Here is an 11585-nt window from a genome sequence, read left to right as displayed (position 1 = left end):
ACCCCCCCCCCCCCCCCCCCCCCCCCCCCCCCCCCCCCCCCCCCCCCCCCCCGCCCTCCCCCCCCCCCCCCCCCCCCCCCCCCCCCCCCCCAGGGCCAGGAGGAAGAGCGCGGCCGTGGACAGGGCGAGGGCGGTGGTTCTGCGCCAGGTTCGGTGTGTTCTCACAACCACTTCCTTGGTCGATGTCGAGGACATGCCGATGGTGCGGGGAGAACTTTGCGCGCGGGAGGCCGCGTGCTGTACATGTGCTCACGGAAGAGCCGACTGCACGCCAACTGCCGTTCAACGCCCAACGGTACGGACATGAGCGGTCCTGTGAAGAGAACCGGAGCCGCACCTGGACGCGTCAGCGCAGCGGCTTGTTCAGGACCGCCTTGCGGTGACTGAAGGTCTCGATGGAGTAGCGGCCGTGGTAGTTGCCCATGCCGCTCTCCCCCACCCCGCCGAACGGCAGGTCGGAGACGGTGAGATGGGCGAGCGGCAGGCCGTGGCCCAGGCCGCCCGAGGAGGTCTCGGCGGCGAACCGGCGCCGCGTCCCCTCGGACTCGGTGAAGACGTACAGGGCGAGCGGCTTGTCCCGGTCGTTGATGAAGTCGATCGCCGCGTCCAGGGCGGGGACCGTCACGATGGGCAGGATGGGACCGAAGATCTCCTCCCGCATGACGGGGGCGTCGGGGTCGACGTCGGCCAGGACGGTGGGCGCGAGGTACTTCGCCGTCCGGTCACTCGTGCCGCCCACGACGGTGCGGCCGGAGTCGAGCAGGCCGGTGAGCCGGTCGAAGTGCCGTTCGTTGATGATCCGTCCATACTCGCCGGAGGCGGCCGGGTCGCTGCCGTACAGCGCCTTCACGGCGTTCGCGAGCAGTGGTTCCAGTGCCGCCGCGGTCTCTGGATCGGTCAGGACGTAGTCGGGGGCGACGCAGGTCTGTCCCGCGTTGAGGAACTTGCCGCGGGCCAGCCGGTCCGCGACGACGGCCAGGTCGGTGTCGCCGTCGACGAATGCCGGTGACTTTCCGCCGAGTTCGAGGGTGACCGGGGTGAGGTGCTCGGCTGCGGCGCGCAGCACGATTCGGCCGACCGTGCCGTTGCCGGTGTAGAAGATGTGGTCGAAACGCTCGGCCAGCAGGGCCGTGGTCTCGGGAACCCCGCCCTCCACCACGGCGACCGCGTCGGCGTCGAGGTACGCCGGCAGCAGCCGGGCCAGGACGGCGGAGGTGGCGGGGGCCAGCTCGCTCGGCTTGGCGACCACCGTGTTGCCCGCGGCCAGGGCGCCGACGACAGGGGCGAGCAGGAGCTGGGCGGGGTAGTTCCAGGGCGCGATGACGAGAACGACGCCGAGCGGGTCGTACTGCGTCCAGGCCGTCGCGTCCGCGCCGAGATGAGCCGGGGCCGGGGCGGGCTCGGGGCGCAGCCAGTCGGCGAGGTGGTCGAGGGTGTGGTCGATCTCACGGACGGTGAAGTCGATCTCGGTGCGGTAGGCCTCGGTGGCGCTCTTGCCCAGGTCCGTGTGGAGAGCGGCGGCGATGTCCGCGCCGTTCTCCGTGAGCATGTCGCGCAGTCGGCGCAGTTGGGCCGTGCGCCACTCGATTGGCTTGGTGCGTCCGGTGCGGAAGGTGGCGCGCAGGCGGGCGACGACGTCGGCGGGCTGCTCAGGGGCGGAGTGGTTCACGAGTACCTCACAGGCTCACAGTCGGATGTATATACCAACCTTCTGACCGCATTCCTGCATTCCACCGGTTCCGCACCACATCCGTGCCGTGTGTCACAGCGGGTCGCCTCCCCCCGGCCGCAGGACCCGCGGTGGGCGGGGGCCGCGATCGACCCACGACTGTCGTCCAGGGCCTGGTCGAAGGCATTCCCCGGGGGGGGGTGAACCCGGCGAAGCACTGCTAGGCGCTGGCCTGGCGGCGCCGGGCCAGCTTCCGCGGAGCGGCGTGGTGGGCGGGCTCGTCCGGATGGGCGGCGTGCTGACGCCACAGCCACAGTGACGTCATGGAGAGGAGAGCGGTGAAGACCCCCAGGAACAACACCGCTACCCACATCTGTCGGCTTCCAGGGGCCGCCCATCCCGCCGTTGCGGCCGAGGCAGCCCACAAGGCGGCACCCCCGGCGTAGAAGGCGCGGATCCTGCGCAGCTGCCGCAGGGCTCGTACGGATTCGGCGTGATCGGTTTCCGGTGCCATGGCGACGCAGGTACCCGGATCGGCGCCCCCATCACCCCTCTGGAGTGCGCCGGCTGCCGGTCGGCCTCGGCCTCATCGCGCTCCGTGGGGGATGTCGTACTCGCCCTCGGGGTTGCGCAGGTCGACGGCGTAGTCCCGGAGGTCGACGCGGTCGAGTTTGTGCTCCTGCTCCATGTACGCGCCGAGCGGCACGGTGGGCCGCGATACAGCTCGGCGAAGCGGGCCAGGAGGTCGGGGTGGGCGCGTGCCTCAGCGCCTCGGCGAGGAGAGGCCTCAGGTCCTGGAAACCGCCGTCCCGCTGCCGGCCACGCGCATGGCGATGCCCGCACCCAGGTACAGCACGGCCACGACCAGCAACAGCGTCTGATAGCCCGTCACCAGGGCCAGGTACTCGAGCGCGCCGCCGGTCAGCGCGCCCAGCAGGTTCGCGCCGAACGCCGAGGTCGGGTCCGGGGCGTGGGCGAGGCGGTCCGAGAAGATGAGGTTGGCGCAGAAGATGGGGGCGAAGGCCAGGGCGATGGCGGAGGCGAGGCGGGCGGGGAACGGAAGGGACAGGACGGCTTGTGCCGGGACCAGCCAGGCTGCCGCGAGGGAGCTGAAGAGGAGAAGCTGCAGCAGGATCTGGTTGACGTGCCGCAGCTTGCGCCGGACCTCTACCGCCGCCAGGACCGCCAGGAGCACGCCGATGAAGACGAGGGCGTTGACCAGCCAGGTGGTGCCGAAGTAGAGCGCGAAACCGATGACGTTCTTGGTTTCGAGCAGCATGAAGGCCGCGCCCAGCAGGAACATGTCCGTGTAGCGGACGGTGCCGCGCACACGCACCCCGGCCAGGCGAACCGACAGGAGCGTCACCAGCAGCATGGCGCCGAGCGCGCCCAGGTAGAGGGTGGGAATGCTGCGGTGCAGCAGGTAGGGGAAGGGGTGGTCGTCGGTCGCGGCCGCCGGGACCGTGCCGCTGGGGCGCCAGACCTGCTCGCAGGACTGGTCGGCGGTGGTCATTCCGGCCACCAGCACGGCCGCGTTGCGTTTGAACGTCGTCAGGCAGGGGGCGTGGCCGTAGATGTCTTCAAGGGTGCCTGCGAAGCGGTCGACCAGCCAGCTCTTCCGGTAGTAGTTGTACATGGCGAACGCGCCGTTCGGCGTCAGATGGTCGCGTGCGGCCTCGAACGCCTCCCGGGTGAACAGATAGCTCTCCAGGCGGAGGTTGCTCGCGCCGGCCACCAGGGTCAGCGAGTCCGGCAGGGCCAGGACGATGAGGTCGTACTTGGTGTCCGTCCGCTCGAGGAAGGCCCGGCCGTCGTCGATGTGGACGTGCACCCGGGGGTCGTCGTAGGGCTTCGCGGGGTGCAGTTGGGCGCCGATCTGCTGCAGTCTGGGGTCGATCTCGACCGCGTCCACGTGCTCCGCTCCGTATGCCAGTGCGACCGCGACGTCGTTGCCGTTGCCGGCCCCGATGACCAGCACGCGCTTGTGGGGGTTGTCGGGCGTCTGTTCGTAGGCCTGGCGGTAGGGCGAGTTCTCGCGCATCAGCACCGGGAGCGGTGCGGTGCTCTGGTGCGGGACGCCGTTGGCGGAGATGTAGTAGGTCCGGGTCTTGGTCGGTGAGGGTTCGAGCTGGATCTTGTAGTAGGGCGACCAGGTGATGCCGGTCGTCGTCGACTCCAGGAACAGCACGACGACCATCGCCGTCAGGGGGACGCCGTACAGCAGTGTGTTGCGCCGGCCGCCGAGGATCAGCAGGGCCACGGCGGCGAGTACGCCCCATACGACCGAGGGGGCGCGGAGCCAGGACAGTACGGCGAAGGACACCGAGCCGGTGAGGCTGCCGAGCAGGTCGTAGCGGTAGGCGTTGAGTGAGGGGAGCAGGCGGAAGAGATCGGCGGTGATCTTGCCGATGCCGGCCATGATCGCCGCGGTCAGCAGGAAGATGACGGGCAGGGTCACCCACTCGGGCAGGCCGGTGGTCTTCACGGCGGTGAAGTAGATGACCTGGCCGCTGCTCTGACGCACCTGCACCGGGAATTCGCGGACCAGGACGACGAGAAGCACGAGCGGGACCGGTGTCCAGCGTTTGAGCCGGTGTCCGCGCTCGGCGGGGATCAGGAAGCCGATGCCGATGCCGAGGAACGATCCCAGCAGGATGAAGTTCGAGAAGTAGCTGAGGTGGACGACGTTGGCGCCCGCCCACCTGATCAACGCCAGCTCGACGAAGAGCATGGTGCTGCTGGCCAGCATGAGTCTCAAGCGCACCGAGCTTGCGGATTGCCCGGTTTTGACCAGCTTCATACGCAGGCACAGTGCCAGCTTCGGAGCGGCGAGTCGAGGTGCCTTGCCGGTGAGTGCTATGCCGCGTCGCGAGGCGGTGACATGGCCCAGCGGATGCCCGCGGTCACGGCCGTGCCGAGCGGACGGACGCAGGGGCCTTCGACGGCGGGCAGACGGGGCAGTCGTAGTGCGCGCGAGGCCCAGAGCGGCAGGAGGGAAACGGCGTTGGCGGCGATGACGCCGTACGGGAGCCGGGCGAGCAGCGGGACGGGCGGGTTCAGCAGTAGGAAGCGGGCCGAGCTGCGCGCCTCTTCGGTGGCGCGCAGCTCGGCGCGGTAGGCGGCCAGGCGCGCGGCGAGTTCGGCGGCGTTCACCGGCGGGTCCGGGACACCGAGCGCCATGGCGATGCGTGCCATGTCGGCGACGTAGGCGTCGCGTCCCTCGTCGTCGAGGGGGTGCGCGCCGTAGCGCTGGTGGGCGCGCAGGAAACTGTCGACCTCGGCGATGTGCACCCAGCACAGCAGATGCGGGTCCGCGGCGGAGTAGGACCGGCCGTCGGCGGTCGTGCCGCGCACCGTCTCATGGACGGCTCGTACGCGGTCACAGGCTTCCTGCGCGCTGCGGGCAGGCCCGTAGGTGGTCACGGCCAGGAAGGTGCTGGTCCGCTGCAGCCGTCCCCACGGATCTCCGCGGAACCCCGAATGCCCGGCCACGGCGGCCATGGCCAGGGGATGGAGCGACTGGAGCAGCAGGGCCGACAGACCGCCGATGAACATCGAGGCGTCCCCGTGCACCCTCCTGACGGGCCGCTCGGGGCCGAACCAGCGGGGACCGGGTGTGCCGTGAATGCGCGCCCGGTTGCCCGGGCCCTCCGGACCCGCCACGCGGGAGAAGATCTCCCTGCCGAGCCGGTCACGCAGCGAGGGGCCGCCTTCCGGGAGGAGTCTCCTGGGCATCGCGTCCTCCTGACCTGGGGGCGGTGGCAGAGGGATCAGTCCCTATGACTTCTTCTGCCCCACATCACCTTTCGGAGGCCTCTCCCGGCACGGCAGCCGGGTGCGATGGGTGACCGGCTCCACTAGCCTGGACACTGCTCGACGAACGTTCTGCACGGAACCTGTGCGTCCACCGCCGGCGGTCGGACGACCTAGGGCCTGTCGTTTGGATCAGGTCGCAGGGAATCGGCGGCACCTGGTCAGCGCCGGTGAGCGGGGTCTGGTGCGTGCAGCTGCAAGGCGGAGGAGGGAGTCGACGCGGAGCGTCGGCGAGTGACGACAACGCGGCAGATGTGCGTGCCAGACCCCGCGTCTGCGGCGTGATCCAAACGACAGGCCCTAGGTGGGCGGATCATGAGGACACGGCCCGGGGGTGGGAGCAGGCGGCTGGGGCTGACGAGCACCTCGGTCCTGGCGAGCGGCTTCCTGGCGGTGTTGATCGGTGTCGCGTTCGCCGTCCTGCTGCAGGTCATCGGTGACTCCCGCGGCTTCACGGCCGACGCCCGGGCCTCTCGCGAGGCCATCAGCGATGCCAGCACTCTGGAACAGCATCTGATCGACCTGGAGACCGGGCAGCGCGGCTTCGTCATCACCCGGGACGAGGCCTTCCTTCAGCCCTGGCAGGCGGCGCGGGACAGCTATCCGGCCGAGGCCAGGCGGCTCCTGGCGTCGGCGACCTCCCCGGAGCAGCGGCGTCTCGCAGGACAGATCAACAGGGACTTCGGCCTCTTCCTCACGGACTACTCGGTACCGCTGGTCGAGGCGGTTCGGCGGGACGACCGCTCGGCCTCGAGTCCGGCGGTGACGGCTGAGGGCAAGCGGCGGGTGGACGCGCTGCGGGCCCGGTTCACGACGTACATCACCGATGAGCGGGCCCAACTCCAGGAGCGCCAGGACGCCACGGACGCCAGCGCCCAGCGTGCGGTGGTCGTGGCGTGTGCGGGACTGGCCGGGCTGACCGGGCTCATCGTCACGCTCACCGTGCTCCAGCACCGGTCCGTCGTGCGGCCGCTGCGGCGCGCGGCCTCGGCCGCCGGGCGGCTGGCGAAGGGCGATCTGGACGTACGGGTGCCTTCCAGCAGGGTGGCGGAGGTCGCCGCGCTGGCAGCGTCGTTCAACACCATGGCGGCCTCGTTGCAGGAGAGCCGTGCGCGGACCGAGGAAGCACGTGAGCGTCTGGAGTTCATGTACACGCGCATGGAGCTGCTGTACGGGGCGAGTGTGTCGGTGGGGACGGGGCTGGATGTGCAGCAGACGGCTCGCGAGTTGGCGCGGGTTGCGGTGCCGGGGTTCGCCGACTTCACCACCGTCGACCTGCTGGAGCCGGTCCTGCGCGGCGACGAGCCGACCGCCGGAGTCGACACGCGGCTGCGCCGGGTGGCCGCGGACGGTGTCCGGGACGACGCCCCCTTGCTGGGTCTGGCAGACCCGCCGGACCTGACCTCGCCCCCGCCCGAGTCCCGGGGGCAGCTCTCCGGGCGGGCCAGGCTCGACGCGGACCTGCGGGAGAGCACCGAGTGGACGTCGGAGCAGCCGGAAGCGGCGGCGCGCGTCCTCGCGTACGGCATCCATTCCAGGATCAGGACACCGCTGCAGGCCAGAGGGGTGACGGCGGGCACGGTGGACTTCTGGCGCAGCCGGCCCGATCCGTTCGGGCCCGACGATGTCGCCTTCGCCGAGGAGCTGGCCGCCAAGGCGGCGGTCGCCGTCGACAACGCGCGCCGGTACACCCGGGAGCGGTCCACCGCGCTGGCCCTGCAGCGTCACCTGCTGCCGCGGCGTCTGCCCCACCAGACGGCCGTGGAGGTGGCCTCCCGCTACCTGCCCGCCAAGACGCGGACCGGGGTCGGCGGTGACTGGTACGACGTGATCCCGCTGTCGGGCAGCCGGGTGGCCCTGGTGGTCGGGGACGTCGTCGGGCACGGTCTCCAGGCCTCCGCGGCGATGGGCCGGCTGCGCACCGCCGTGCGCACGCTGGCTGATGTCGATCTGCCGCCCGACGAACTGCTCACCCATCTCGACGAGCTGATCCTGCACCTCTCCGAGGGCGACCCCGTTCCGGGCGGACACGGGGACGACGAAGGGGTGGACGGCTTCTGGTCTTCCGCGGCGGACCTCGGCGCCACCTGCCTGTACGCGGTGTACGACCCGGTCTCCCGCCGGTGCACGCTGGCCGCGGCCGGGCACCCGATGCCCGCTGTCCTGGCTCCGGACGGCACGGTGCACGTCGTGTCCGGCCATGTCGGACCCCCGCTGGGGATCGGCGGCCTCCCCTTCGAAGTCACCGATCTGGAACTGGACGCCGGGAGTGTGCTCGCCCTGTACACCGACGGCCTTGTCGAGGCGCGCCACCGGGACATCGATGTCGGGCTGGCCGAGTTGTGCCTCGCTCTGGCGCGGCCCGCGGACTCGCTGGAGGAAGCGTGTGACACGGTGATCGGTTCCCTGCTCACCGACCGGGTGGCCGACGACGTGGCGCTGCTGCTGGCCCGCACCCGCGCCCTGCCGGCGGAGCATGTCGCGACGTGGCAGGTCCCGGCGGAGCCGGTGCAGGTGGAGCGCGCTCGCAAGCTGGCCGTCGAGCAGCTCGACGCCTGGGGGCTGACGGAGGCGACGTTCGTCATCGAGCTGGTGGTGAGCGAGCTGGTCACCAACGCGATCCGTTACGGGCAACCCCCGATCCAGCTCCGGCTGATCCGCGATCACACGCTGATCTGCGAGGTGTCCGACACCAGCAGCACCGCACCGCATCTCCGGCGTGCGCGGGCCTTCGACGAGGGCGGGCGCGGACTGCTTCTCGTCGCCCAGCTCACCCAGAGCTGGGGCACCCGGCAGACGGCCACGGGCAAGACGATCTGGTGCGAGCAGGCGCTGCCCCTGCCGTGACAGCGCCAGGGGGCCGGTCGGGGCGCCGAACAGGTGCGTTACATTTTGCTGTTCCTTGACCGCGATCATTCACGATCTCTCACGCTACGGAGCCGCCCACCCATGAGCGACATCGTCAACGGACTTGGCAGGGCCACCGCTTACGGCGGACTGGGACTGGTTCTGCTGGTCCTCGGCATCGTCCTGGTCGACGTGCTCACGCCCGGAAAGCTGGGCCGGCAGATCTGGGAGCAGCGCAACCGCAACGCCGCGATGGTGCTCAGCTCCGCGCTGCTCGGTATCGGTGGCATCGTGTTCACGTCCATCTGGACGACCTACGAGGACTTCGGCAAGGGACTGGTCTCGACCGCCGCGTTCGGGCTGCTGGGTCTGGTGATGATGGCGGTGGCGTTCCTGGTGGTGGACCTGATCACCCCGGGGCGCCTGGGCGCGGCGCTGGTCGAGCCGGAGCCGCACCCCGCGGTCTGGGTGACGGCGTCCTGCAATCTCGCGGTGTCGGCCATCCTGTCGGCGTCCATCGCCTGACGCGGATTCCCGACGAGTGGGCCTGTCAGCCCTCTGCCGGACGCTCCGGCAGGGGGCTGACCCCTTCCCGCTCCCCCGCCGGCCGCGCCAGCATGCCGACGGCCGCGGAGAACAGCCACGGCAGGCGTTGCGCGACGGGCACCAGCGCCGCGCGGGCCGGGAGCGGTCTCGTCGCGCCGAGGAGCGCGCGCGTCAGCCAGCGGTAGCGCCGGGTGAGCTGCCGCCACTCCCTCTCGTAGGCCGTCGGGTCACCGGCGGTGACGGCCCGGACCGCGGCGGCCGCCTGCGCGAGTGCCAGGGCGATGCCCTCGCCGGTCAGGGCGTCGACGTAGCCGGCGGCATCGCCCACGAGCAGCACCCGGCCGGCCGTGCGCGCGCTGGCGGTCTGGCGGAACGGGCCCGCGCCCCGTACCGGTCCGGCGGGGGCGGCCCCGGCCAGCCGGTCCCGCAGCTCGGGGAAGGCGGCGAGGTGCTCGTCGTAGGGGCGGCGGGCGGTGGTGAGGACCGCGACGCCGACGAGGTCGTCGGCCACCGGGGTGACGTAGGCCTCCGCTTCGCGGGACCAGTGGACCTCGACGTGGTCGCTCCAGGGGGCGAGCGTGTAGTGGCGCCGCAGGCCGTGCCGCGGACGGGCCCGGCGCGGGTGGTTCAGTCCGAGGGCGCGGCGGATCGGCGAGTGGAGGCCGTCGGCCGCCACGAGGTGGCCGGCGCGGGTGCCGTCGACCGTCACCCCGTCCTGGTCCTGCTCGATGTGCCGCGCGGTGCGCCGGTCGACGCGTACGCCCGCTGCCAGCACCGCCTCGCGCAGCAGCGCGTGCAGGGTCGTACGGCGCACCCCTCGCCCCGGGCCCGCTCGGAAGTCGGCGTCGACGCGGCGGGGACCTGCGACGTAGCGGATGCCTCGCAGGTCGTGCCCTGGCGGGTGCACGCCGAGCGCGGCCAGGGCGGTGACGGCGCCCGGCATCAGGCCCTCGCCGCATGCCTTGTCGACGATGCCGGGGCGCTGCTCCCAGACGGAGACGTCGAGCCCGGCCCGGGCCGCGTGCAGGGCGGTGGCCAGCCCTGCGGGTCCGCCGCCGACGACGAGCAGATCCATGGGTGTCTCCTCAGGCCAGCCGTGCCAGGGCGGCGTCCTCGGCGCGGATGCGGGTGGCGAGCAGGGACGCGTTCAGCGCGGTGAAGACGATCGCCGTGGCCCAGGCCGAGTGGACGAGGGGCAGCGCGAGCCCTTCGACGGCGACGGCGACGTAGTTCGGGTGCGGGATCCAGCGGTAGGGTCCGCCGGTCACCCGCGCGGCGCCGGGTACGACGATCACCCGGGTGTTCCACTGCCGGCCCAGGGTGGTGACGCACCACCAGCGCAGCCCTTGCGCGAGCGCGACGAGGGCGAGCATGGTCCAGGCCAGGACCGGTACGACGTCCGGGCGGCTCATCCACACCTCCGCGAGGGCGCCCGCGAGCAGCCCCGTGTGCAGCACCACCATGAACGGGTAGTGCCCTCGGCCGGACTCCACGCCGCCCCGCGCGAGGCTCCACGCGGCGTTGCGGCGGGAGACGGCCAGCTCGGCGACCCGTTCCAGGGCGACGGCCAGCACCAGGATCGTGAACAGGGTCTCGCTGGTCACTGCCCACCGCCCGGGGCGCGAAGGAGCACGAGTTCGGAGCAGAATCCGGGGCCCATGGCGAGCATGAGCCCGTAGGAGCCGGGCGGGGGCGGTCGGTCGGCGAGCGTGTCCGCCATGACGTGCAGCACCGAGGAGGAGGACAGGTTGCCGATCCGGCGCAGCGAGTCCCAGGTCACGCCCAACGCCTCCCGCTCGACGCCGAGGGCGTCCTGCAACGCCTCGAGGACCTTGGGGCCGCCGGGGTGCGCGACGTACCAGTCGAGATCGCCGCGGGTCAGGCCGTGATCGGCGAGGAATTCGCGGACGTCGTCGCCGACGTGGCGGCGGACCAGGTCGGGGACCGCGGAGTCGAGCACGACTCTGAACCCGCCGGAGCCGATCTCCCAGCCCATCATGTGTTCCGAGTCGGGGTAGAGGCGGCTGCGCGAGGCGAGGACTTCGGGAGCGGCGGGGTCGTCGGACTGGGCGAGGGGGTGCTCGGACCCGACGGCGACCACCGCCGCGGCGCCGTCCCCGAACAGGCCGCTGGCCACGAGGTTGGCGACCGACGTGTCGTCGCGCTGGAGCGTGAGCGAACACAACTCGACGGACATCAGCACCGCCACCGCGTCCGGGCGGCCGCGCAGCAGATCGTTCAGGCGCGCGATGCCGGCCGCGCCGGCGACGCAGCCGAGGCCGACCAGCGGCAGGCGCACCACGTCGGGGCGCAGGCCGATCTCCGCCGCGACGCGGGCCTCGATGGAGGGTACGGCCAGGCCGGTCACCGTGCATGACACGATGAAGTCGACATCGGCCGGTGTGAGGTCGACGCTCTTGAGCGCGTCGACGACCGCGCGACCGCCTAGTTCGACGCCGGCCCGGATGAAGACGTCGTTCGACTGGCCGAAGTCCTCGATCCGGCCGTACTCCTCCAGCGGGAGCACGGTGTGCCGGGTCTCGACACCCACGTTGCGGTGGAACCGTTCGACGACGGCGCGATCGACCGTGTTCCCGACCAGTGTGGTGGTGACGGACTCGGTGATCTCCTCCTGCCGGTGGCAGTGCTCGGGCAGGGTGCCGCGGACGCTGAGGACACGCATGGTCATGCTGGCTCCTGGGATCGGGCG

Annotated in this window: 9 protein-coding genes; 2 read left to right on the top strand and 7 right to left on the bottom strand. The window is 71.7% G+C overall.

Translation table 11 applies throughout. The features are described 5' to 3' along the window. Positions 1-346: 346 nt before the first annotated feature. The 4 genes from ACZ6I3_RS37875 to ACZ6I3_RS37860 form a co-directional block, all read right to left on the bottom strand. Positions 347-1669, bottom strand: a complete 1323-nt coding sequence (locus ACZ6I3_RS37875; protein ID WP_469420883.1) for an aldehyde dehydrogenase family protein — start codon at positions 1667-1669, stop codon at positions 347-349. 220 nt (positions 1670-1889) lie between these two features. Next, positions 1890-2183 (bottom strand): hypothetical protein, encoded by a 294-nt coding sequence (locus tag ACZ6I3_RS37870; protein WP_469420882.1) that lies wholly within the window; start codon positions 2181-2183, stop codon positions 1890-1892. A gap of 273 nt (positions 2184-2456) precedes the next feature. Then, positions 2457-4418: a spermidine synthase gene (locus ACZ6I3_RS37865; protein ID WP_469420881.1), complete on the bottom strand. Its 1962-nt coding sequence runs from the start codon at positions 4416-4418 to the stop codon at positions 2457-2459. Positions 4419-4525: 107 nt separating this feature from the next. Beyond that, positions 4526-5404, bottom strand: a complete 879-nt coding sequence (locus ACZ6I3_RS37860) for an oxygenase MpaB family protein (RefSeq protein ID WP_469420880.1) — start codon at positions 5402-5404, stop codon at positions 4526-4528. A gap of 393 nt (positions 5405-5797) precedes the next feature. Here ACZ6I3_RS37860 and ACZ6I3_RS37855 point away from each other — a divergent pair, with 393 nt between their 5' ends. Next, positions 5798-8329, top strand: coding sequence for a SpoIIE family protein phosphatase (locus ACZ6I3_RS37855; protein ID WP_469420879.1), 2532 nt, complete (start codon positions 5798-5800; stop codon positions 8327-8329). 102 nt (positions 8330-8431) lie between these two features. Continuing rightward, positions 8432-8854, top strand: coding sequence for a DUF350 domain-containing protein (locus ACZ6I3_RS37850; protein ID WP_184598941.1), 423 nt, complete (start codon positions 8432-8434; stop codon positions 8852-8854). A 25-nt stretch (positions 8855-8879) separates the two neighbouring features. Here the strand turns inward: ACZ6I3_RS37850 and ACZ6I3_RS37845 are convergent, their stop codons facing one another. Genes ACZ6I3_RS37845 through ACZ6I3_RS37835 form a run of 3 tightly spaced genes read right to left on the bottom strand, consistent with a single transcriptional unit; the run spans position 8880 to position 11564 of the window. Further along, positions 8880-9950, bottom strand: a complete 1071-nt coding sequence (locus ACZ6I3_RS37845; RefSeq protein ID WP_469420878.1) for an NAD(P)/FAD-dependent oxidoreductase — start codon at positions 9948-9950, stop codon at positions 8880-8882. A 10-nt stretch (positions 9951-9960) separates the two neighbouring features. Continuing rightward, positions 9961-10479: an isoprenylcysteine carboxyl methyltransferase family protein gene (locus ACZ6I3_RS37840; protein WP_469420877.1), complete on the bottom strand. Its 519-nt coding sequence runs from the start codon at positions 10477-10479 to the stop codon at positions 9961-9963. Next, positions 10476-11564 (bottom strand): type III polyketide synthase, encoded by a 1089-nt coding sequence (locus ACZ6I3_RS37835; RefSeq protein WP_469420876.1) that lies wholly within the window; start codon positions 11562-11564, stop codon positions 10476-10478. The genes ACZ6I3_RS37840 and ACZ6I3_RS37835 overlap by 4 nt, the downstream gene beginning before the upstream one ends. Between the last annotated feature and the right edge of the window lie 21 nt (positions 11565-11585).

Source organism: Streptomyces sp. NPDC041940 (assembly GCF_055589465.1).
The sequence above is the reverse complement of the archived record's forward strand: the minus strand, read 5'-3'. Positions and strand labels throughout refer to the sequence as shown.

Coding starts and splice junctions, on each gene's coding strand:
- ACZ6I3_RS37870 (WP_469420882.1), bottom strand. CDS start 2,183: ATGGCACCGGAAACCGATCACGCCGAATCCGTACGAGCCCTGCGGCAG.
- ACZ6I3_RS37865 (WP_469420881.1), bottom strand. CDS start 4,418: ATGCTGGCCAGCAGCACCATGCTCTTCGTCGAGCTGGCGTTGATCAGG.
- ACZ6I3_RS37860 (WP_469420880.1), bottom strand. CDS start 5,404: ATGCCCAGGAGACTCCTCCCGGAAGGCGGCCCCTCGCTGCGTGACCGG.
- ACZ6I3_RS37855 (WP_469420879.1), top strand. CDS start 5,798: ATGAGGACACGGCCCGGGGGTGGGAGCAGGCGGCTGGGGCTGACGAGC.
- ACZ6I3_RS37850 (WP_184598941.1), top strand. CDS start 8,432: ATGAGCGACATCGTCAACGGACTTGGCAGGGCCACCGCTTACGGCGGA.
- ACZ6I3_RS37845 (WP_469420878.1), bottom strand. CDS start 9,950: ATGGATCTGCTCGTCGTCGGCGGCGGACCCGCAGGGCTGGCCACCGCC.
- ACZ6I3_RS37835 (WP_469420876.1), bottom strand. CDS start 11,564: ATGACCATGCGTGTCCTCAGCGTCCGCGGCACCCTGCCCGAGCACTGC.